Raw genomic sequence first — 22,533 nt, 5'->3', positions numbered from 1 at the left:
TTCCGCTCCTCATTGCGCATGGTGCGCCGGGGTCAATGTTTGCCAGTTTGCCGCCAGCCAGGCGTCGCACGCACCCTGCGGTTGTGGCTCGCAGACAACATTCCAGCCATCGGGAAGCGCGCACTGCGCAGGCCACAGGCTGAACTGCCGCCGGGTATTTTGCAGAATATAAAATTGCCCTTGCGGGTTATCGAAAGGGTTGGTGAATTCCATAGCAAACTCCTGTCGTGAAAAGGCGCGATTAACAAGCGCGGGTAAGCGGCTGCCAGAGGGTGATAAGCCCGGAGGTCAACCCGCCGCGCCAGCAAAGCGCATCGTGTCCGCCGTCAACCTGACGCCAGAAAACCGACTGCTGTGTGCGTTGTAACAGGGGAAAAAGCGCCTCGTTGGCGCGAAAAATAAGCGGTTCGCGAACGCCTGCCTCCAGCACAATGCGCAGGCTCTGCGGGTTCAACTCACCGTTTTTAAGTTGTTCGATAATGATGCCGTCGCGCTCGCCGCCGCGATGCGGCCACCAGAATGATCCAGACTGGCTCAACACACAGCCAAACCGCTGCGGCCAGTGCAGCGCGGCATACAGTGACGACAGGCCACCAAAACTCTGCCCGGCCACCACGGTGTGCTCCGCGTTGTCGCTGAACGGCGCAATGGCACGAACCTGCGGCAATAACTCGGCTTGTACCGCCAGCCAGAAATCGGCATTGCACGGCAACTCCCGGCTGCGGTGGGCGTTATCAATCACATCGATCAGCACATACACTGCCTCCGGCAGTTGCCCGGCGCTGGTCAATGCCGCCAGTGCGGGCCATACCGGCATACTTTGCGCCCAAAACTGTCCGTCGAGCAGGATCGCCAGCGGGCGTTCGGCGCTCTCGCCGCTACCGGTGGTGTAAACCCAGACGCGCCGCGTAGTGTTGAGGAGTTTGCTGCGCCATTGCAGGCACTGCGGCGCATTAAACGGCGTCTGTGTTTCACGCCATCCTGGCTGCAACGGCGCATCGGGCATTTCCAGCGCTGAAACGGGATGGCCGCGCCCGCCGCGCCAGCTTTGCGCATTGAGCGGATCGGCAATCGCATGAGCCAACAACTTGCGCCAGCCTTCGCGCAGCGCAGTGCGATCCGGCGGCGTAGTGGCAAAAACGTCGGCGGAAAAATCGTCGCTGTTGTGCGAAGGAATGAAGCAGTAACTGCCGCGCCAGCTGGCTTCGAGCGTCGTTTTCCAGTACCAGACATCGGTTCCGGCAATGCGACTCAGCGATTGCGGCGTCGATGTTTGATGGTGATCGGTCACGCCGGTAATGTAGATCCACACCCGCCGCACGCGCGAGGTTGCTTCTGTCCCGGCGGGATCGCGCCACCAGAATGTGACCTCATAATTTCCCTGCGCGTTTTTGACCCATTCGGGCCCCTGTTTTGACTCCCACCAGGCATCACTTCCCGTTGTTGACGTCACGGCTTTAACCTCAAATATGCTGTGGAAATTTTTGCTTGCAGATCAAAAAATATCGATAATATTATTGATAACTATTTTCATTTGCAATAGCGTATTGGCGCGCTGTGGGAAGCGCGTCTTTCACTTAAAACGGCCGCCGTGGGCGAATTTTCTCAGGACTGAGCGCCTCGCTCCGCGCTGGCTTCATTATGCCGCCTCCTCTCCCCTGGGAAAGGACTAGCCGGGGATGCGGCGACGAAAAGCAGGAACAACAATGAATAACAAAATCAAATCCCTGGCCGTTCTGGTCAATCTGGGGATCTACGGCGTTGCTGTGTCGGCGTTCGCGGCCGAAACCCGCGCCTTCGGCGAAGAGACGATTGTCGTCACGGCTGAGCAGCAAAACTTGCAGGCGCCGGGCGTTTCCACCATCACGGCTGACGAAATTCGTAAGAACCCGCCTTCCCGTGATGTCTCCGAAATTATCCGTACCATGCCGGGCGTGAACTTAACCGGTAACGCCACAAGCGGTCAGCGCGGGAACAACCGCCAGATCGACATTCGCGGCATGGGTCCGGAAAACACCCTGATTCTGGTGGATGGAAAACCCGTTACCAGCCGCAATTCCGTGCGACTTGGCTGGCGCGGCGAGCGCGACAGCCGCGGTGACACCAACTGGGTGCCGCCGGAAATGATCGAGCGTATCGAAGTGATTCGCGGCCCGGCGGCGGCGCGTTACGGTAACGGCGCGGCAGGCGGCGTGGTGAATATCATCACCAAAAAAGAGAATACTGGCGAATGGCACGGCTCGTGGAATAGCTATTTCAACGCGCCGGAACACAAAGATGAAGGTTCAACCAAACGTACCAACTTCAGCCTGAGCGGCCCGCTCGGCGACGATGTTAGCTTCCGCCTGTATGGCAACCTCGCCAAAACCCAGGCCGATGCGCAGGACATCAACAAAGATCACCAATCCGAACGTACCGGAACTTACGCCAACACTGTCGTTGCCGGACGTGAAGGCTCGATCAACAAAGACATTACCGGCGTCGTGCGCTGGGATTTTGCCCCAATGCAGGCCCTGGAGTTGCAGGCCGGTTACAGCCGCCAGGGCAACCTCTACGCGGGCGATACGCAGAACACCAACAACGACAGCAGCACCAATAATTATGTCAATGATAACTATGGCAAAGAGACCAACCGCCTTTATCGCCAGAACTATTCGGCGACCTGGACCGGCGGCTGGGATAACGGCGTTACCACCAACAACTGGGTACGCTATGAACACACCCGTAACTCGCGCATCCCGGAAGGGCTGGCGGGCGGTACGGAAGGTCTGTTCAACGCGCAAAAATTCTCCGATATCGACTACAGCGATCTGTTGCTGCACAGCGAAGCAAGCCTGCCATTTGAACTGTTGTTCAAGCAGAACCTGACGCTCGGCGCCGAGTGGGATCATCAGAGCATGAAAGATTCCACCTCGAATACGCAGACCTTTATGGGCGGTAATATTCCCGGTTACAGCAGCACCGGCCGTAGTCCCTATTCCGATGCGGATATCTTCTCGGTGTTTGCCGAAGACAACATTGAGCTGACCGACAGCACCATGCTGACGCCTGCGTTGCGCTTCGACCACCACACCATCGTGGGCAACAACTGGAGCCCGTCGCTGAACTTGTCTCAGGGCCTGGGCGACGACTTCACCCTGAAAATGGGTATCGCCCGTGCTTATAAAGCACCGAGCCTGTACCAGACCAACCCGAACTACATTCTCTACAGCCGTGGTCAGGGTTGCTACGCGGTCACCGTGGATGCCAACGGCAGAGATATCGGCTGTTATCTGCAAGGCAACGACGATCTGAAAGCGGAAACCAGCATCAATAAAGAGATTGGTCTGGAGTTCAAACGTGACGGCTGGCTGGCTGGCGTGACCTGGTTCCGTAACGACTACCGCAATAAGATTGAGTCGGGCTATTCGCCGGTGGGACAAACCTCCATCATCAGTGGTAAGTCCACCCTGAACACCTATATCTACCAGTGGGATAACGTGCCGAAAGCGGTGGTGGAAGGGTTAGAAGGTGCGTTGAATGTGCCGGTAAGCGAGACGGTAAACTGGACCAACAATGTCACCTACATGCTGCAAAGCAAAAACAAAACCACCGGCGAACGTCTGTCGATCATTCCGGAATACACATGGAATTCCACGCTGAGCTGGCAGGTTACCCAGGATGTTTCACTGCAATCGACCTTTACCTGGTACGGTAAACAGCAGCCGAAGAAATATGACTACAAAGGTAACCGCGTGACCGGTTCCGCCACCAACGAAGTGAGCCCGTACAGCATCGTTGGCCTGAGCGGCACCTGGGACGTGACCAAAAACGTCAGCCTGACGGGCGGGGTCAGTAACGTGTTTGACAAACGTCACTGGCGCGAAGGTAACGCGCAAACCACTGGCGGCGGCGCAAACTGGATGTACGGTGCAGGTGCTGCAACGTATAACGAGTCGGGCCGCACCTGGTATATGGGCGTAAACACCCGCTTCTAAGCAACAAGCGCCCTCCCCCCAACGGAAGCTACCCCACTTCCCACGGGGAGAGGGCGCTTGCCTTATCAAGAGAGGGCTGAATGAAGACGGCACGCCACCTGTACGGTTCGCGTGCCGGATTTATCTATTGCCGGGACAATGCGTCCGGGCAGGGGTTATCAGAATGCTTCCCAGTCATGTTCTGGCGCTTTGCTGCCGCCTGCCAAAGCAGGTCGACGCAAGGCTTTCCCCGCTTTTGGCACAGCGGCTGACGGTTTGCCAGTAGCACCCTGCTCTGCATCACCCGGCAGTTTAAACACCGATACAATCTCGGTTAACTGATAGGCCTGCTGCTCCAGCGAACCGGAGGTAGCAGAGGACTCTTCCACCAGTGCGGCGTTTTGCTGCGTGACGCTGTCCATTTGCGAAATCGCCGTGCCGACCTGACCAATCCCTTTGCTCTGCTCGATAGACGCCGATGCGATCTCGCCCATGATATCCGTCACGCTGGTGACCGAACGCAGAATGTTATCCATCGATTCGCTGGTCAGCGTCACCTGGTCAAAACCGTTGTTGACGTTCGTGACCGACTCATCGATCAGCGTTTTGATCTCTTTTGCTGCACCGGCGCTGCGCTGCGCGAGGTTACGCACTTCGCTGGCGACCACCGCGAAACCACGGCCCTGTTCACCGGCTCGCGCTGCTTCGACGGCGGCGTTGAGGGCCAGGATGTTGGTCTGGAAGGCGATGCTATCAATGACGTTAATGATGTCGGTGATTTTCTGCGAACTGCTGGTGATGTTTTTCATGCTGGCAATGACCGCCTGCACACGCTCTTCGCCTTTATTCACCGCGGCTGACGCCGTTTTTGCAAGCGTACTGGCTTCGCTGGCGTTGTCAGCGTTCTGTTTGACCACCGCGCTCAGCTCTTCCATGCTGGCGGCGGTTTGCGTCAGCGCGGCGGCCTGCTCTTCCGTGCGCGAAGAGAGATCGGTGTTACCGGACGCGATTTCGCTCGCCCCCTGGTAAATTTCCCCGGCGCTGTTACGGATCTGCGTGACGGTTTGCACCCAGTTGTTCTGCATGGTTTCAAGGTAGGGAATGAGTTGCCCCACTTCGTTGTTGCCCAGATCTTTTGTCGGCTTATCCAGCTTGCCCACCGACAGCACCTGCAAGTGCTGTTTTACCCACTCCAGCGAGCGCGCCAGGCACAGCGCCAGGTAACGCTCGGACATCACCAACATCGCCAGGCCAATAATCATGGCAACAATGATGATGGTGCGCGTCAGGGAAACCCAACTGGCAATACGCGCGTTAGCGGCAGATTTCAGGTCATGAATTTGCTGGTTATACGCCACGATCGCCTGCGAAAAACCGCTGCGCAGCGGGCTGAATTGCGCCTTCGACAGTTGGTTATAGCTTTCAACGTTGTTGGCTTTAATGGCGGCGAACATCGGCGTAATCGCCTGGTTAAACAGGTTCAAGGAGCTGTTATAGATATTATCGATGGCCTCGGTGCTGATATTCGCATGGTCGGTCACTTTGAACTGATTCAGACCGTTTTGCAGAAAATCGATATCTTTGCCGATACGATCGATCATTTGTTGGTAGTTTTGCGCATCATTATTGGCCTGGAAAACCAGCGCGCGATCCATCAGCAGTTTGACCTGGTAGTAGCGATCGCTGGCATTGTTGATGATGTCGCCGTTAATTTGCTGAACGTTGGTGAGTTCCACTTCATCGGTTAAGGCGCTCAACGCATGTAACGAATAAAACGAGACACCGCCCCAGAGCAAAGTGAAAATGACCAGGATCGCCAGCATCGCGACCTTGATTTTTAAATTTCGAATAAAGTGCATAAAAACCCCGGTAAATAGTTGTGAAATAACGTTTTAAAGCAGCGTTCTTCTCGCTGTCATAAACCCCATCGGCCAAGTCTCCGGGTTAATTAAGAATAAAAAGAAGTAAGGCAATAACCTTTTTATTGAAATGGTGATAACACGTAGTTTACCGTGGCTTAACTTTTTAAACGGACGTAAAGTGATAATTTGGCAGGCGTTTACATCGGTAAACGATGTCGTGTTGCGTGGCGCGCGGAAGGGATAAGCGAGGGCATCGGCGGATACCGATGCCATGTTTATTAAGGTGATAAGGGAGCAAAAAAGGCGCTGAGTTTTTGTTTTTGCCTGCCCTGCTCGTCAAAATTACTGGCCGCCAGCCAGGCGGAAATCGCCGCGTCTCGCTGCGGCCATTCGATATCCAGCATCGATAAATAGTCAGTATCGCGGTTGCGTCCTTTGCGCACCATGTGCTGGCGGAAACGCCCTTCCCAGCTAAAGCCGAGACGTTCGGCGGCACGGCGGGAAGCGACGTTGAGCACATCACATTTCCACTCCACGCGGCGGTAGTTACAGGCAAACGCGTGGCGCAGCATTAACCAGATAGCTTCCGTTCCCAGCACGCTGTTTTTCATGCGCGGTGACCAGGTGACGTGGCCGATTTCTACCGAACCATTCTGTGCGTTGATGGCAAGCCAGGCGACAACGCCGAGCGCCTCACCGCTGGCACACTCTACCACGGCGAAAGGCGCGACGGTGGTGTCGACCATTTTACCCACTACCCACTGCGCCATGTTGTCCAGCGTTTGTGGGCGTTCACTTGCCAGCCATGTCCAGTCGGCCTCGTTTTCCGCTTGAGAGTAAGCGTGCAGAAGATCGTGCGTGTGTACTCTGGCGTCAAGCGGTTCCAGCCGACAATATTGTCCGTGCAGCACACTGCGCGGCAGCGGCTGGACGCCGTGCCAGTGCGGCAACATGTCACCGACGGTTTGACCATAATGATTCAATTCCGGCACTTTTTTCCCCCAGATAAAAAAGTTAAACAGAAAAAGAGTGTTTTAGCAGCAGTTAAGCCCGGAATATAGTGCCTAAAATTAGTGGGGAAGTGGAGAAAAATGTCTTTGAAATCAGAGGACTGACCAGATTTGGCATCAGAATAGTCTGATGCCTTTACACTTACTGACCAAAATGGCCAAATTGAGCCAAAACCTGGTCAAAAATGGCCATTCCTTGCTGGACTTCTTTCGCGCTCATAATGCAAGGCGGCACCACATGAATGCGATTTTCGACAACAAAAGTTAACAGTCCGGCCCCGGTGAGCGCCGTCTTAATCGCTGCCATCTCTGTCGCGGCTAAAGGCGTTTTGGTTTTGCGGTTGCTCACCAGTTCCAGCGCCTGGAACATGCCGCGACCACGCACTTCGCCAATCAGTGGATGTTTTGCTGCCAGTGCCTCCAGCGCAGGGCGCAGAACGCCGTTGCCGACTTCTGCCGCATTCTGCACCACGTTCTCCTCTTTCATCGCATCAAGCGTGGCGACAATCGCCGCCATCGCCAGCGGATGCCCGGAGTACGTCAGCCCACCGGCGAAGAAGTGATCGTCAAAATAGTGAGCGATAGGCGCGGAAATCAGCACGCCGCCCGCCGGCACATAACCTGCATTCACCCCTTTGGCGAAGGTGACCAGATCCGGCACGATGCCATCTTGTTCGAAAGCGAACCAGCTACCGGTACGGCCAAAACCAGCCATCACTTCATCGAGGATCAGCACAATGCCGAACTCATCTGCCAGCGCGCGCACGCCTTGCATATACCCGGCGGGCGGCACCAGAATACCGGCTGTGCCAGGAATGGACTCCAGCAGGATCGCCGCAATCGACGACGGCCCTTCACACTCAATCATGCGGCGCAGGTGCGCCAGCGCGCGCTCGCACTCTTCGGCTTCGCTGCTGGCATTAAATTCGCTGCGATACAGGTACGGGTTAAAGAAGTGAACATGTCCGCGTGAATACTCATTTGGCACACGCCGCCAGTCGCCGGTCGCTGCAATGGCGCTGCCGGTGTTGCCGTGATAAGAGCGATAGGCAGAGAAAATTTTGTCGCGCCCGGTGTACAGCCGTGCCATACGGATGGCGTTTTCGTTGGCATCAGCCCCGGCGTTGGTGAAAAAGACTTTGCTGAAGCCTTCCGGCGCGAGTTCCACAATGCGTTTTGCCGCTTCGCCACGCGCCAGGTTGGCGGTGGCCGGCGCAATGGTGACCAGCGTTTCCAGCTGCGCTTTCATCGCCGCCAGCACGCGCGGGTGTTGATAACCAATATTAACGTTCACTAACTGGCTGCTGAAATCGAGGTAGCGGTTACCCTCGTAATCCCACAGCTCGCAGCCTTGCGCCCCGGCAATCACCAACGGGTTGAGGTTGCCCTGCATCGACCATGAATGAAACACATATGACCGGTCCAGTTGACGCACGTCGTCGTTCGTTATCGCCATCTCGTTGTGAAGTGCCAGTTTCATGCCAGATCCTCTCATGCCGTTGTTGTTGTCTGCATCATGCTGCGCGCCATAAATAGGCGGGTAGAGCCAGTCGCCTTCGCGGGATGTGACACCCGTGTCACACGCCGGTGGCGTAACTGGCACTGTCTGGCAGGCGGAAGGGTTTTTATAGTGGCGCACTAAACCTGCACAGGAGAAGAGAACAATGGCAGCGAAAAACGTGGTGTTCATTACCGGCGCGACATCCGGATTTGGCGAAGCGGCGGCACAGGTTTTTGCCGATGCCGGATGGGCGCTGGTATTGAGCGGGCGTCGGCTTACGCGTCTGGAAAATCTAAAAGAACGGCTGCATGGCAAGGTACCGGTACACATTATTGAACTGGATGTCCGCGATAACGCCGCAATAAAAAAAGCGGTGGCCGAACTGCCTGCGGAATTCGCCGATATCACAACGCTTATCAATAATGCCGGGCTGGCACTCGCCCCGCAGCCCGCCCAGAACGTGGAGTTGCAGGACTGGCAAACGATGATCGACACCAATGTCACCGGGCTGGTAAATGTGACACACGCGCTGCTGCCAACGCTGATTGCCCATGGTGCGGGGGCATCGATTATCAATATTGGCTCTATCGCCGGGCAGTGGCCCTACCCCGGCAGCCATGTGTATGGCGCGACCAAAGCTTTTGTGAAGCAATTTAGCTACAACCTGCGCTGCGATTTACTGGGAACGGGCGTGCGGGTAACCGATCTAGCGCCAGGGATTGCCGAAACAGAATTTACCCTGGTACGCACCAAAGGTGACAAGGCGGCGTCTGATAATTTGTATCGCGGCACAACGCCGCTCAGCGCGCAGGATATTGCCGGGCAGATGTTCTACATCGCCACCCTGCCGGATCATATGAATATTAACCGTGTAGAAGTGATGCCGGTGCGCCAGGCCTGGCAGCCGTTTGCCATCGACCGGGATTAAACCGGATTGTACTGAGCCACAAAATAAAACGCCCCGGCATAAATGCCGGGGCCTGCTTTTATTCTTTTTTCCTGGGTGTTTAATCGTTTTACCCCGCCCGGCGCTTATCTCCGGCACTCACTCTTAGGTGGCGTTAGCTCTTCATGGGGTGAGACCACGATAGTCCATCGGAATGTTCTTAACAATAGCTATTTCGTTGCAATTTTCGGTTTTTTGATGCTGGTCATAATTTGCCGGATCGTCGCGTAAACCCGCGTGACGACGCTCACTCGTCAGCAGGAGCTGACAATTTTCGAGCCGTAAAAAACAGACGAAGCGTGACGCCTATCGCGATGCGAGCGCAAAATTGGTGGATTTTTCACCACCATTGTCGATAAAAGAGGCAATGCGTTATGATTGCGCCATTCGGAATTTGACTTAAATCCTTCAGGCGTTTACAAAAGATACTGCCTTCCCTGAGTCCGACTTGCGTCTTTCCCGTTTTCGTCCAGGCTTCCATTTTACCCTGCGTAAAAATGGCGCGGATTGACCGGTTCAGATTTGCGTTTTACCGACTATTTTAAGATTTGCAGGCATCTGTAAGTGGAGTATCGCATGTTCTCTTTTGTCGCCCGGCAGGCGATTTTTGATGCAAATATGAACACAGTCGGTTACGAGTTGTTGTTCAGAGACAGTATGACGAACCGGTTCCCCGACGTTACGCCGGAGTACGCCACTGCCCAAATTATTGTCGAACAGTTTCTCGGCGCGCCGCTGGGCCGCCTGAAAGAGTACAGCGCGATCTTTGTTAACTTCCCCTATGAACTGCTGGTGCAGGGGATGGCGGAAACATTGCCGAAAGACCGCGTGATTGTGGAAATCCTCGAAACCGCCAAACCCACGCCTCAGTTGCTCAACACGGTAAAAAAACTCTCTGCGCAAGGTTTTCGCATCGCACTGGATGACTTCGCGTTAGGCGACACCTGGAACGCCTTTTTACCTTATATCAGCATCATCAAATTCGACGTGCGGGAAAATACGCCCGACGAGATTAGCGGCTATATCAATGACAAGGCCCATTTGCTGAAAGACACAATCTTTCTTGCCGAAAAGGTGGAAACCCAGGAAGAGTACGAGTGTTTTCGCAATATGGGCTGCACGCTGTTTCAGGGGCATTTTTTCAGCAAGCCGGTGATCCACTCAGCCAATAAACTGTTTCAGAATCAGGAAATCACCTTAAAACTGATGAAAGAGGTGAATGCCGACTCACCGGATTTTGGCCGAATCGAAGCTCTGCTGAAACAGGATCTGGCGCTGTCGTTTAAGATCATGCGCTATGCACAAAATATTGTGTTCAACGCGCGCGGGATTAAAAACTTCCGCAGCCAGTCGTTAAAGGACGTCATTTTTTACCTTGGCACCAACGAGTTACGCCGCTTTGTGCTGGTTTCCTGCCTGACCTCGGTCAACAAAGTAAAGACTGATGACATTTACTACCAGAGCCTGATCCGCGCCAAATTTTGCGAGCTGGCCTCGGCGCACTCCATCAGCCGTCACTCCGCCGATGACGCGTTTATCGTCGGTCTGTTTTCTCAGCTCGACAGCATTTTTGAAATGCCGATGGCAGATTTATTAAGCCAGATTGATATCTCCGCCAGTGTAATGATGGCGCTAAAAGAGCAAAAAGGGCCGCTCTACCCTTATCTGCAACTGATTGAACTGTACGAAAATCACAACTGGGAAGAGGTCAGCGCGCTCGGCCATCGGCTGGGTTTTAACCGCAGCATGGTGGCTGAGCTGATTAAAGCCGCCACCAAATGGACCAACGCTATCCCGTCAGATGTTAGCTGATCATTTCAGTTTTCGCGCCAGACAGCCGATTTAATCAGTAGGGTGTTATTCACACCGCTGCTTTGGTTCACTCGGCTGATCACTGGACGCGCATCATGGAAAAGTTAACGGTATATGGATATCGCCTCGGTAACGAATATCAAGTGGAATTCGTACCTTATAAGCAAAGTCTGACGACCTGTTCGATCCGCGGCAACTACACCTATTTACGTAACACCATGAACAACCTGCTGACCTATCTGCTGGCACACGCCGTGGGGAATATTGTGGCCGACAAAACGCTGCAGATTCAGGTATGGGAAAATAACGGATTGAGTTGTTCAAGCCAGCGGCTGTGGCAAGTGATGAACAACCTGAAACGTAAACTGGCGGTATTCGGTTTGCCCGATGATTTTATTCTGCGAGTAGCCGGGAAAGGGTATCTTATTCCGCCGGAAAAGGTGCTGACGCTTTATTGCCGGGAAACGTTTTTTCAGCAACACCTCGCGGTTGATTATCCCATCCTGTAAAGCCAGACAATTAAGCGTAACGCAGCGCATCAATCAATAAGCTAAACGCGGCAGTGTGTTGTTTGCGGCTGGGATAATAGAGGTAATAGCCGGGGAACGGTTCACACCAGTCGTCGAGCACCGTTTCAAGTTTGCCTTCGCTAACAGCCTGCGCCACGCAATCTTCCGGTACCAGCGCCAGCCCCATACCGCTGGTTGCCGCTTCGATTCTGGAAGCCAGATTATTAAAGGTTAATTGCCCTTCCACGCGCACACGCATTGGCTGACCGTCTTTGGAAAACTCCCAGGCATACAGCCCGCCGAGCGTCGGCAGGCGCATATTAATACAGTTGTGCTGCTGTAAATCATGCGGTGTTTGCGGTTTACCATGACGGGAAAAATATCCTGGCTCACCCACCACCACCATGCGCCAGTCCGGACCTATACGCACCGCGACCATATCTCTGGCAACCTGTTCACCAAGGCGAATGCCGGCATCGTAACGCTCACTGACAATATCCGTCAGGGTGTTATCGATGGTTAATTCCACTTTCACGTCAGGGTAAGCGTCTAAAAAAGGCTTAATGGCTGGCCACACCGTCGAATGCAATGCGTGCTCGCCAAGCGTGATACGAATATTGCCGGCGACGCGATCGCGCATATCGGTTAAGGCAATCAGTTCTTCCTCAATCTCTTTAAAGCGCGGGCCAATACTATTTATTAATGCCTCGCCTGCATCGGTGGGGGCGACGCTGCGGGTAGTACGGGTAAGCAGACGAATTTGCAGGCGCTCTTCCAGCCCGCGAATAGCATGGCTGAGTGCCGATTGCGAGACGCCTAATTTTGCTGCCGCGCGAGTAAAGCTGCGTTCGCGGGCCACCACAATTAAATAGAACAGATCGTTAAAATTATCTTTCAGCATTTCCGCCCCGTGACCAGACCATGAAAATAGCGTTTATCCTACACTTCGGCTGAGTTTTAATATATGTCTATAATTCACTAATCCCGCAATTAAAGGGCTCTGATTGTGAAGCAGGTCACCTCTGCTTATGTTAATAAGCGCCAGCGCCCCTCTTTTTAATGAACCATACTCATAACCGCAATGAGCCATATTACTTAATCAATACATTTTATTATTCGCCAGGCATAAACGCGCTGATACACCATTAAAATTAACCATGCAGCAGCGGCAGATATTTAATAATTAAACACCTGCCACTCTCGCTTGTTTAAAACAACGCCTCAATCAACCTGCATATTTAATCGCACATTTTGCCAATAAAAGCCGGGGGAATTACCCCCCGGATAGAGAAAAAAGTAACAGTAGACACAAAAAATGCAATGAGGTTAATAAAGCGTCTTAACGGTAACCGATAAAACGCGGGTTGATATTAGCGATCTGTGCGATTAAAAATAGCCACAAAAAAAGTTCCACCCGATATTTGTCAATATGTGCTAAAACGAATTTAAATATTTACACCGCAATAACTCAGGTGATAAACAATATCTTACAACCGGAATAATCCATGAGCCACTCTCATAAGTGGCAATGTATTCTTGTTGTTATTAAAAAACACAGTGGCAAACATCAAGGGTTTATTTCTATGAAAATTTCTCAACTGAGTCTTTTCGTCTCTGCTGCGGTGCTGTGCTCGTCAGTACAGGCGGCGGAAATATATAATAAAGATGGTAATAAGTTAGACTTATATGGTTTGGTATCAGCAGAACATTATTTTTCTGATAACAGCGGCTGGGATGGCGACCAAACTTATATGCGTCTTGGCTTTCGCGGTGAAACACAAATTAATGATCAACTGACCGGCTACGGCCAGTGGCAGATGCATATTGACGCCAATAAATCGGAAGGTGATACCAATACACCACGCACGCGTTATGGCTTCGCCGGTTTAAAATTCGCCAATTACGGTTCAGTGGATTATGGTCGCAATAAAGGTGTTTTATATGACTCCCTCGGTTATACCGATATGCAGCCAGAATTCGATGGTATGACATACGGTTCTGACCAATTTATGTTTAGCCGTGGCAGCGGCATGCTGACCTACCGTAATACGGATTTCTTCGGTCTGGTTGACGGCCTGAATTTCTCCCTGCAATACCAGGGTAAAAATGATGGCGGCGGCGAATCAGGTGCCGGTCGAAATGTATTACGTCAAAACGGCGACGGTTACGGCTTATCCGTGGAATATAACATCGGCGCGGGCGTAAGCGTTGTCGGTGCTATGACCAGTGCTAAACGTACCGACGAACAAAATACCGCCACCAATATTCTCGGCGATGGCGATCGCGCCGAAGCCTATTCTGGCGCAATTAAATATGACGCCAATAATATCTACCTGGCGGCGATGTTTACTCAGGCTTATAACGCGTCGCGTTTCGGCAGTGCTTCCGATACGACGACCGCTTACGGCTACGCCAACGAATCGCAGATTTTTGAAGCATACGCCAGCTATCAGTTCGACTTTGGCTTGCAGCCATTCGTGGCGTATAACGCGCTGAAAGGGAAAAATATTGGCAGCAACAGCGCGGGCGATAAATATGGCGATCAGGATATCGAGAAATATGTCGATCTCGGTGCCACGTATTACTTCAACAAGAACTTCAACATGTTTGTTGATTATAAAATCAACCTGATTGATGAAGATAAATTCACCACCGCCGCCGGTATCAATACCGATGACGTGGTGGCAGTCGGTATGGTTTACCAGTTCTAAACCAGCAAAAAGGCGGCATCGGCCGCCTTTTATTCACCTTCATTCCCCGCGCGTTTCCTTTTCATTACGCTTACTTTTCCTTAGCGCTGATGCTGGCGTCGCCAGACGCCGGGCGGCATCTGGTATTTGCGCGTAAAGGTGCGTGTAAAAGTCTGCTGCGAGTCATAACCATATTTGGTGGAGATAGCCATAATCGACTGTTCCGTCGCCAGCAGCTCATGCGCGGCGCTTTCCAGCTTCTTCTCGCGGATATAGATGCCGAGCGGTATCTGAAACACTTGCTGGAACAGGCGCTGAAGGTGCCATTTTGAATATCCCGCCCGCGTGGCGACATCCTCGATCCGTAGCGGCCTTTCAAGGTTATCGTCAATCCATTGCTGGATCTCAAGAATTACCGCGTGTTGCATACCCATGGTTGAAACCTCCTTGAGAACAGGAGCATTCACCTTAGCGGAGTAATACTTACGCAAACATGACGCGAAAATAATAATTTTGTCAGAAAAGCCCGTATGGCATACACAGGGCGGATCGCCCGTTGCAGAGAAACATACCGGCGCGTAGCGCATCATGAACGGCTGTAATGCAAAAGGGAGGCGGCTGAGCGCAACCTCCCTGGCGTGGCTTGCGTTCAGGCTAAAGCGCTTTTGCCTCTCCCGCCCAGTCGCGCAGGAAATGCGCGGAGCAAATGGCAGGCTCGATAACCGCAATATCGACGCTGACCAGGCCAAATTTCACAAACGGATCGCGCTCTATTTCGTGTTCCAGGCTCTGGCTATCGCTGGCCGTCGCCAGGATAAATCCACCAGGTTTATTTTGCAGAGGCCCGGCAAAAATAACATGCCCATTTTTGATCATCTCCCCCAGCCACTGCTTATGCGCATCAACATATGCACTAAGAATATCGGGTCCGCTCGCGTAATTAAGCGTAATCGCATATAACATAACTCATTCCCCGCAGATTAATGTCATGGCAGCGTCGCAATAATGGTATTGATCGCCGATCGCGCGGCGGCAATTTGCTGGTGTTTAATGTCATCTCCTTTTGAGGTGCCTTCTGCACGGATAATGTGAAGATCCTCAACACCCAGAAAACCAAAAAAGGCGCGCAGATATTTTTCCTGGAAATCCATGCCATCAAAAGGTGGCTGTAAATAAAACCCGCCGCGCGCTGAAATAATTAATACCTGTTTCCCCTCCGCCAGTCCTACCGGCCCGGTGGCGGTGTACTGAAAGGTTTTTCCCGGTTGGGCAAGCCTGTCCAGCCATGCTTTTAACTGACTGGAAACAGAGAAGTTATACATTGGCGCCGCGATAACAATCAGATCATGCGCCAGGAATTCATCAACCAGTTGCTGTGAAATCTGCTGCTCCGGGTGTCTGTCACTTGCCGTTTGACTACCGGCAACAACCCGGAATCCGGCGGCGATATCCGCCGTTAAATGGCTTATTTCGTCGCGGACCACATCGCGATAAGTTATTTCCGCTTGCGGATAACGTAATTTTATTTCCCGCATAACGTCAGCGGAAAGTGCGCGAGTAACGGAATGGTCACCCGAAATACTGGAATCAATATGCAGAATCTTCATGATGCTCTCCGACAATAAACACAATAGTTATTTAAAGGACTTAGCGGCAGTATCGATAAATTTCGCTACGGCATCGGGTTGCGAAACCATAGATAAATGTGAACTGTTAACGCTATATACAGTGGCGTGGATCTGTCTGGCTATTTTCTCCTGAACGACAGGTAACAAAGCATGATCATTTTCGGTCAGCAAATACCAACTCGGTCTATTTTCCCAGGCGGCATGGGTGATTTTTCCCTGAAATGCCGTGAGCGCGATCGGTTGTGAAACCGCAGCCAACGCCTGGACATTGCGGGTTGAGATATCGTTCGCCATCACCTGTTGAAACTGGCTGGCATCATCTAACCACACCAGCCCTTGCGCATCCGGCGTTAACCCACTCATTGGCGCGTTAAGCCGTGCCAGTAAATCCGTCACGGATTCCCCCGTTGCCGGTGCCAGCGCTGAAAGGTAGACCAGCCCCCGCACATGGCTGTTGTTACCGGCCTGGCTGATAACGGCCCCGCCCCATGAATGACCAACCAGCAGCACATCGCCATGCTGGCGCGCCAGCACACGTTCGGTGGCGGCAACATCATCATCCAGCGAGGTCAGCGGGTTTTGCACCGCCGAAACGTGGTAGCCCATGTTTTGTAAACGCTCGGTCACGGCGGCCCAACTGGAACCGTCCGCAAACGCACCGTGAACCAGCACAATATTTTTAATCGGCTGTGCGACAGCCTGCGCCGACATCACGCTCAACATGGCCGCACATGAGGCCCCCGTGATAAACCGTTTTCCTTTGCGAAAAGCGTTGCGCATGTTCTCTCCCGCCACGTATTGATGAAGTGATAAACACAATGCAGAGAGTGTAATCAGAGCAACCTGACGTGGTAAGATGGCGAACTTGACATTAAACAGGCAAAATCAGACATCACGCGGAGAACCACAATGCAGATAGCGATAGTCGCCACCGCAGGCAGCATGATGTCTGCAATTACCGGGCTTGCGGATATGTTCTGGATAACCAACCAGCTTCTTCCCACCAGCAACGAGGCCAGCCGATTCAGGATCGCCGTTGTCAGCCCTGACGGGAAACCGGTCGCGGACGCGCAAGGTCGGACGATTGCGGTGGATGGTGCATTTGCCAGCATCAGCGCGCCCGATGTGATTCTGGCCTGCGGCATGGCACTCGGCGGTAATAAACTGCCTGCGCTCACCAGCCCGGAGGCCGTCGCGTGGTTGCGCCAACAGCATCAGCGCGGTGCGAAAATTGGCGGCGCCTGCGCCGGGGGGTATCTGCTGGGTGACGCCGGATTGCTGGATGGCAGAGAGTGCGCCACCACGTGGTGGCTGTATCCCACTTTCCGCGCCCGCTATCCGCGCGCCAAAATGGTGTGGGGAAAAGCGTTAATCGAAGAGCGCAACGTGATAACCACCGGCGGACCGCTGTCGTGGGTGGATCTGGCGCTGCACATTATTCGCCAGCATGCCGGGGACGAGGTGGCCAGAATGGCAGCGGATATGACCGTTGCCGACAGCCAGCCACTCTCCCAGCAAATCTATGCACCGCGTGGTTTTTTAAACACCATTGATCCGCTGTTACTGCGCGCCGAACAGCTTATCCGCTATGAAAACCCGGCCATCACCGTCGAAGAACTCGCCAGCGCGTTGAACCTCAGCCCGCGCACCTTACACCGAAAACTGGCCGATTTAACCCGCGAAAGCCCCAAACATTTTATTACGCGCGTGCGCATTGAATCGGCCTGTCTGCTGCTTGAAAACCCCTCAGCCAATATCAGGCACGTCGCCGCCGCGTGTGGCTATACGGAAGATACGGCGTTTCGCAAAGCCTTTAACCAACTCATCAACATGACGCCAGCGCAGTACAAGCTCTGGGCCGCCGCACGAAACATCAGGCACGGGCATTAACGCCACGCCATTACGGTATTTTTCTGTCGTCATGGCGTGGTTATCTGATCGTTTTACGAAACGCTGCATGTCCGGTTACGGGAATTCTCTTCAGCGCTAATGCGCCTACAATGGGCGGCACCTGCACAACAAGAGAGAATAACCATGGCATTTCAGGCTGGTCTGTACTGGATAATCGATCCGCTCTGCGGCTGGAGTTATGGCGCACTGCCATTGATTAATCGCACGGCTGAACACTTCACTGAACGACAACATATTTTGCCCGGTGGCCTGTTTATCGACGCGCAGCGCCGCCGGCTGGACGCCGACTGGCTCGCTCATGTGCATGAACATGATGATCGAATCGCGAAATTAACCGGTATGCCGTTTGGCCGTGCTTATAAAGAAGATCTACTTGCCCGCGATGGATTGCTGCTCGATTCGCTGCCTGCCACTCGCGGCTTATTAGCCTTACAGCAATTTGGCGAACCGGCCGACGCGCTGCACTTTCTGAACGCCATTCAGACAGCCTGGTATCGTGATGGCCGTGATATCACCCGCGATGAGGTAGTCAACGCGGTGATTCAGCACGCCACCGGCCAGCCTGTTGTCAACGGCCAGGTGGCGGAAAGCGAAGCCCGCGCCGCTATTCAATATGGCCGCATGGTGATGGCACAAGCCGCCGGGGCGGGTTTTCCCAGCGCCGTATTGGTGCAGGAAGATGGCCGTTACACGCTGCTTCCGGTTGGCCAATATTACGGCAACCCGGATGCATTTATAGCGCTCGTAAAAACATATCGTTAAAGGGATCCCCTCATGAACCGTAAAATACCCGGCGTATTGCTGATGCTAGCCAGCGCCTCTTCTGTTGCCGCACCGTTAGAATTGCAGGTTTACAACCCGCAGGAAAAGGCGATTTTCGCCGTCTCATCCACACTGGTTTCCGGCCCTACGGAAGCGATTTTGTTTGATGCGCAATTCAGCGTCAAAGATGGCGAAAAACTGGTGGAGATGATCAAAGCCAGCGGCAAAACGCTCAAGCAAGTGGTGATCACCTCCGGCGATCCGGATTTCTATTTTGGCCTTGAACCGATCGTTAAAGCCTGGCCGCAGGTCAAGGTGGTTGCCTCACCTGAAGTGGTGAAACATATCGAAGCGACAAAAGAGGCCAAGTTGGCGCACTGGGGACCGCAGATGAAGGACGGCGCGCCGCACACGTTAACCGTACCAACAGCGACCACGGCGACACACTTCACTATCGATGGTGAAACACTGGAGCTGCGCCATCCACAAAGCTATGCGGCTTATGTCTGGATCCCGGCGAATAGAGCCATTCTCGGCGGTACGGCGATTTCCAGCGGCATTCACGTCTGGAGCGCCGACACGCAAACCCCGGCGGCACGTGCGCAGTGGCGTGAAGTGCTGAGTGAAATGCAACACCTGAAGCCGCAGCAGGTGATCCCCGGTCATTATCTGGGCGCGCGCCCCGCTGGTGACCAGGCCATTACGTTTACCCTTCATTACCTCGATACCTTCGAGCAGGCACTGAAAGCGAATAAAACTTCTGCGGGCGTTATTAAAGCAATGACCGCTGCTTATCCGAAGCTGGCAGAAGCGGGTTCACTGGAACTGAGCGCAAAAGTGAATACCGGCGAGATGAAGTGGTGATCGCCACACGTAGCACTTTGTTTATGCCTCAGAATTTACCCATCACCTGCGTCATGGTTCCATTCGCGTCAGGCTCGGTATGCTGAATTAAACGCAGCGCCATGAACAAAATCAGGGGGACCTCTGCGTCCCCCTGCTCAATTCCCACCGCTCCCGCTGAAACTTCCACTGCCGATCTGCTGCCAGCTCGCGTAGGCATGATGCGTCCCCTCACACCTTCCGGTGCGATTAAGCATTCCGTTGTAAACCCTCAAAGACCCTGGCGTGGCGAATTTTAAAAAGCGTCACCGTTAATTGGCAGGCGTAGTCGTCGTGGTGGTATTGGTTGAGGTATTACTTCCGTCATTTCCTCCGCCCATTGATAATAAAAGCAAACCGGCGACAGCGGTAACAACCGCCACACCGGTGACGGCTGAACTGCCAACTGCATATTCCGCTGCATTCTCCCCGGCGGCTTTTCCTTCTTCTGCGGGCGCTGCGTAGCAAACTTCAGAAATAACAAATACGAAAGCGATAATAATGTATTTTAAAAGCACCATAATCCTGTCCTCATATTTATTTGGGATCATCTGCACTTTAAATCGCCATCACAAAAACGGATCGCAAAATAGGACATTCCTCGACAATATGAAAACAAATGGGAGATTCCTCAGCGAAACCAAATTATCTCAGCGGATGCACATTTCGCTTAAAAATAAAAATAAGATAATCCTCAGTTAACAATTTTTTAGCAGTATGATAGAGATCAAAGAAGACATAGAAGAGCACAACAAAGGATTGAGAAAAATTTCAAACTTGCAAATTTTACACACGCACATCCAGACGCTCCAGGAGGGTGTAATATGGAAAGAAAAATAGATGTCATATTATGCAAAATCACCTGTTCTTATACCAAAAAAGGTATCACTCAATTAGTTAATGAAATCAGAAACGGCAGTGGTTTGCACATTGGAATTAACTTTACAGCACCTTATTCTGGCCGGGGAACATTAGTGGTAACCAAAGGTAATTTTACGCCCTTTACGTTGGCACATACGCCTATGATTGTGATACCCGATAAAGTTCCGGTCAGTGTTTTAATGGACATATTAACCGAATTTGTTTACGGAAGAGTCAGCCAGCATGTTAAGACGATTCGTCTTGGAAGGCGCGAAATTGCGATTCTAAAAGAGATGATTTTCGAAAAGAGTGATGAGGAGATTTCCACGCTATTAAACATCAACAAAAAAACCGTTTCATCGCACAAGGACAACATCAAAAAGAAAATATCCGCGAGTACAAAGATTGACATTTTTTATGCGTTTAGCATTTTTTCATTTACCGACTCCACATTAAAAGAGAGTACGAGTGAAGATCCACTTTTTATGCCGCCGGGCGAACAAATAAATAGAATGGTCGCTTACAGCTAAGAAAGAAAAAAAACACAACACTCAGCAAAATAAAAACCAGGACGCAACATAAAATTGCCTTTTTATCCCGTGGATAAAAAGGCAATTCACATTAAATACCGTTAAGTCTTTTTACTGTATTTACGCGGTTGACCCACTTTTCTTGAGCGCACAAGCCGAAAGTGCCTGTAAAAAGAATACGCGATAACGATCAGCAGCACGCCTATCAACGCCAGGTTCATCATCACCATTTTAGTTTCACTCACTGCGGGCGGGCTTTCATTTAACCGATAAATAACCGCAGCCGTCAATAGCTGACAAAAAAATAAGACGGGTCTCAACAGCACAAATAATTAAATGCTAACGATGAGATTAAACCTAAGAAAAACAATGGCGCTGCCGCGAACTGCCAGCACGAGTACGCAACACCGCGATTATATTTAGATTTTTCATCGTTATTACACGGTGAATTCCCCACATAAAATGGCTATTTATTCTGGCGCACTGGTTAACTGCTGGCGGATAGCATCCATAAATAACCGCAGCGCGGCGTGTTGATGTTCGCGAGACTGATACAGACCATAAATCCCCAGTCGTTGCGGTTCGAGATCGGGTAATATCCTCACCAGTTGCCCATTATTCAGCGCGTCCTGCGCTTCCCGTTCCGGAACCAGCGCCAGCCCGCACCCGGCAATCGCCGCATCACGCAGCACAGCGGAGATCCCCGCGCTCAGGTTGCCGTTCGCCATCACGTCCCACTTGTTTTGTGCGCCATCGGTAAAGTGCCATGACTGCCCGGCGAAACCGCTATAGTGCAGACAGTTGTGGTGTGCAAGCTCATGCACCGTGTGCGGTGTACCGTGCAGGCGCAGATAATCCGCCGATGCGCAAAGTACCGAGCGGCACTCCCCGAGACGGGTGGCTATCGCCCCGGCTTCCGGGTTATTAGTGATGCGAATGGCCAAATCAATGCGTTCGCCAATCAGGTTGACCGGGTGGTTTCCCACTTCAACTTCGATTCTTAACGCCGGGTAACGCGCCAGAAAATCCGGCAGCACCGGCCCGATAATATGGCTGGCCGTGAAGTGGGCGCAGGCAACGCGCAACGTACCGGAGGGCGTTTCCCGCGTCGATTGCCCTTCAATATCGCCAAACAACGGCGCGAGTTGTCGCGTTTTTTGTAACGTATTTTCCCCGGCTGGAGTAAGCGTCAGGCGGCGGGACGAACGGTGAATAAGCCGGGCACCCGCCCATTTTTCCATTTCATCAAGGTAGCGGCTGACCATCGGGCGGGAAATGCCCAGCGCCCGCGAAGCAGCGCTCAAACTTCCCAGCTCGCAGATGCGATTAAACACCACCACCGCCATCACTCTGTCCATAGGTTCAACTGCTTGATTTGTGAAACGTAACGCGCATTGTTTCAGAAATGTGCCTGGCAAAACAGCGTTGCGTCCACACCCTGTGTTTTTGTCAGACGGGCGCTTTCTGCTTTTTGTGTGAATCCAGGCTCCGTGACGCTGCCGTTTAAGCGTCACGCAGTCATGAAATCGCGGTCATGCCGAAGGAGGAGCACGAGGTCTGGCGCTTTGCTGCCTGCGCTCGCCGGCACCTGCAATTTATTTATAAAGTTTGCAGGCGGTATGCCGTTAGTCATATCGGTGGGCCAATGCTTTGGCAATGCAAATAGATGAATG

The 22,533-nt window shown here is 52.7% G+C and carries 21 protein-coding genes and 1 pseudogene; 9 read left to right on the top strand and 13 right to left on the bottom strand.

Going from position 1 to position 22,533, the window contains the following annotated elements:
* Positions 1-9: 9 nt before the first annotated feature.
* Both BN2591_RS10750 and fes read right to left on the bottom strand, forming a co-directional pair.
* Positions 10-213 carry an MbtH family protein gene (locus BN2591_RS10750; protein WP_086871343.1) on the bottom strand — a complete coding sequence of 68 codons (204 nt, stop codon included), beginning with the start codon at positions 211-213 and terminating at the stop codon, positions 10-12.
* Between the two features lie 28 nt (positions 214-241).
* On the bottom strand, positions 242-1,453 hold the full coding sequence (gene fes, locus BN2591_RS10745; RefSeq protein WP_086871340.1) for an enterochelin esterase: 1,212 nt from the start codon (positions 1,451-1,453) through the stop codon (positions 242-244).
* A gap of 253 nt (positions 1,454-1,706) precedes the next feature.
* On the opposite strand from fes, the gene BN2591_RS10740 reads away from it, so the two are divergent.
* Positions 1,707-3,977 (top strand): TonB-dependent siderophore receptor, encoded by a 2,271-nt coding sequence (locus tag BN2591_RS10740; protein ID WP_086871338.1) that lies wholly within the window; start codon positions 1,707-1,709, stop codon positions 3,975-3,977.
* Positions 3,978-4,375: 398 nt separating this feature from the next.
* Here the strand turns inward: BN2591_RS10740 and BN2591_RS10735 are convergent.
* From BN2591_RS10735 to BN2591_RS10725, 3 genes and pseudogenes are all read right to left on the bottom strand, one after another.
* Positions 4,376-5,815: pseudogene (locus tag BN2591_RS10735) on the bottom strand (methyl-accepting chemotaxis protein); the annotation flags it as partial.
* A gap of 281 nt (positions 5,816-6,096) precedes the next feature.
* Positions 6,097-6,810, bottom strand: a complete 714-nt coding sequence (locus tag BN2591_RS10730) for a GNAT family N-acetyltransferase (RefSeq protein ID WP_086871336.1) — start codon at positions 6,808-6,810, stop codon at positions 6,097-6,099.
* Between the two features lie 160 nt (positions 6,811-6,970).
* Entirely contained in the window at positions 6,971-8,308 is a 1,338-nt protein-coding gene (locus BN2591_RS10725; protein ID WP_086872128.1) for an aspartate aminotransferase family protein, read from the bottom strand.
* A 184-nt stretch (positions 8,309-8,492) separates the two neighbouring features.
* Between BN2591_RS10725 and BN2591_RS10720 the strand changes: the two genes are divergently transcribed.
* From BN2591_RS10720 to BN2591_RS10710, 3 genes are all read left to right on the top strand, one after another.
* Positions 8,493-9,257 carry an SDR family NAD(P)-dependent oxidoreductase gene (locus BN2591_RS10720; protein WP_086871334.1) on the top strand — a complete coding sequence of 255 codons (765 nt, stop codon included), beginning with the start codon at positions 8,493-8,495 and terminating at the stop codon, positions 9,255-9,257.
* 594 nt (positions 9,258-9,851) lie between these two features.
* A complete protein-coding gene (locus BN2591_RS10715) occupies positions 9,852-11,087 on the top strand; it encodes an EAL and HDOD domain-containing protein (RefSeq protein ID WP_086871332.1) in 1,236 nt (411 codons plus the stop codon).
* Positions 11,088-11,182: 95 nt separating this feature from the next.
* Positions 11,183-11,596, top strand: coding sequence for a winged helix-turn-helix domain-containing protein (locus BN2591_RS10710; RefSeq protein ID WP_086871330.1), 414 nt, complete (start codon positions 11,183-11,185; stop codon positions 11,594-11,596).
* 10 nt (positions 11,597-11,606) lie between these two features.
* Here the strand turns inward: BN2591_RS10710 and BN2591_RS10705 are convergent, their stop codons facing one another.
* Positions 11,607-12,497, bottom strand: coding sequence for a LysR family transcriptional regulator (locus tag BN2591_RS10705; RefSeq protein ID WP_086871327.1), 891 nt, complete (start codon positions 12,495-12,497; stop codon positions 11,607-11,609).
* Between the two features lie 682 nt (positions 12,498-13,179).
* On the opposite strand from BN2591_RS10705, the gene ompC reads away from it, so the two are divergent.
* The gene (ompC, locus tag BN2591_RS10700) at positions 13,180-14,307 is read left to right on the top strand and encodes a porin OmpC (RefSeq protein WP_086872126.1); all 1,128 of its coding nucleotides are present in this window, start codon (positions 13,180-13,182) and stop codon (positions 14,305-14,307) included.
* Positions 14,308-14,387: 80 nt separating this feature from the next.
* On the opposite strand, the gene BN2591_RS10695 is transcribed toward ompC, so the two are convergent.
* The 4 genes from BN2591_RS10695 to BN2591_RS10680 all read right to left on the bottom strand — a co-directional run bounded on the left by BN2591_RS10695 (position 14,388) and on the right by BN2591_RS10680 (position 16,694).
* On the bottom strand, positions 14,388-14,720 hold the full coding sequence (locus tag BN2591_RS10695) for a helix-turn-helix domain-containing protein (protein WP_086871323.1): 333 nt from the start codon (positions 14,718-14,720) through the stop codon (positions 14,388-14,390).
* 220 nt (positions 14,721-14,940) lie between these two features.
* Positions 14,941-15,249: a YciI family protein gene (locus tag BN2591_RS10690; RefSeq protein WP_086871320.1), complete on the bottom strand. Its 309-nt coding sequence runs from the start codon at positions 15,247-15,249 to the stop codon at positions 14,941-14,943.
* Between the two features lie 23 nt (positions 15,250-15,272).
* The gene (locus BN2591_RS10685; RefSeq protein WP_086871318.1) at positions 15,273-15,893 is read right to left on the bottom strand and encodes an FMN-dependent NADH-azoreductase; all 621 of its coding nucleotides are present in this window, start codon (positions 15,891-15,893) and stop codon (positions 15,273-15,275) included.
* Between the two features lie 27 nt (positions 15,894-15,920).
* Positions 15,921-16,694 carry an alpha/beta fold hydrolase gene (locus tag BN2591_RS10680; RefSeq protein ID WP_086871316.1) on the bottom strand — a complete coding sequence of 258 codons (774 nt, stop codon included), beginning with the start codon at positions 16,692-16,694 and terminating at the stop codon, positions 15,921-15,923.
* Between the two features lie 129 nt (positions 16,695-16,823).
* Here BN2591_RS10680 and BN2591_RS10675 point away from each other — a divergent pair, with 129 nt between their 5' ends.
* The 3 genes from BN2591_RS10675 (at position 16,824) to BN2591_RS10665 (ending at position 19,451) form a co-directional block, all read left to right on the top strand.
* The gene (locus tag BN2591_RS10675) at positions 16,824-17,804 is read left to right on the top strand and encodes a GlxA family transcriptional regulator (protein ID WP_086871314.1); all 981 of its coding nucleotides are present in this window, start codon (positions 16,824-16,826) and stop codon (positions 17,802-17,804) included.
* A 144-nt stretch (positions 17,805-17,948) separates the two neighbouring features.
* Positions 17,949-18,587 carry a DsbA family protein gene (locus BN2591_RS10670; protein ID WP_065369080.1) on the top strand — a complete coding sequence of 213 codons (639 nt, stop codon included), beginning with the start codon at positions 17,949-17,951 and terminating at the stop codon, positions 18,585-18,587.
* A 12-nt stretch (positions 18,588-18,599) separates the two neighbouring features.
* Positions 18,600-19,451: a Vmh family MBL fold metallo-hydrolase gene (locus BN2591_RS10665; protein ID WP_086871312.1), complete on the top strand. Its 852-nt coding sequence runs from the start codon at positions 18,600-18,602 to the stop codon at positions 19,449-19,451.
* A 28-nt stretch (positions 19,452-19,479) separates the two neighbouring features.
* On the opposite strand, the gene BN2591_RS24475 is transcribed toward BN2591_RS10665, so the two are convergent.
* Together BN2591_RS24475 and yjbE are read right to left on the bottom strand one after the other, a co-directional pair.
* Positions 19,480-19,650 carry a hypothetical protein gene (locus tag BN2591_RS24475; protein ID WP_159457493.1) on the bottom strand — a complete coding sequence of 57 codons (171 nt, stop codon included), beginning with the start codon at positions 19,648-19,650 and terminating at the stop codon, positions 19,480-19,482.
* A gap of 91 nt (positions 19,651-19,741) precedes the next feature.
* Positions 19,742-19,990: an exopolysaccharide production protein YjbE gene (gene yjbE / locus BN2591_RS10660; RefSeq protein WP_017455780.1), complete on the bottom strand. Its 249-nt coding sequence runs from the start codon at positions 19,988-19,990 to the stop codon at positions 19,742-19,744.
* A gap of 303 nt (positions 19,991-20,293) precedes the next feature.
* Here yjbE and BN2591_RS10655 point away from each other — a divergent pair, with 303 nt between their 5' ends.
* On the top strand, positions 20,294-20,860 hold the full coding sequence (locus BN2591_RS10655) for a LuxR C-terminal-related transcriptional regulator (protein WP_086871310.1): 567 nt from the start codon (positions 20,294-20,296) through the stop codon (positions 20,858-20,860).
* 470 nt (positions 20,861-21,330) lie between these two features.
* Here BN2591_RS10655 and BN2591_RS10650 read toward each other — a convergent pair whose 3' ends face one another.
* On the bottom strand, positions 21,331-22,218 hold the full coding sequence (locus BN2591_RS10650) for a LysR family transcriptional regulator (RefSeq protein ID WP_086871308.1): 888 nt from the start codon (positions 22,216-22,218) through the stop codon (positions 21,331-21,333).
* Positions 22,219-22,533: the final 315 nt, after the last annotated feature.

Origin of the sequence: Kosakonia pseudosacchari (genome assembly GCF_900184035.1) — a bacterium.
GTDB classification, from domain to species: Bacteria; Pseudomonadota; Gammaproteobacteria; order Enterobacterales; family Enterobacteriaceae; genus Kosakonia; species Kosakonia pseudosacchari.
The sequence above is the reverse complement of the archived record's forward strand: the minus strand, read 5'-3'. Positions and strand labels throughout refer to the sequence as shown.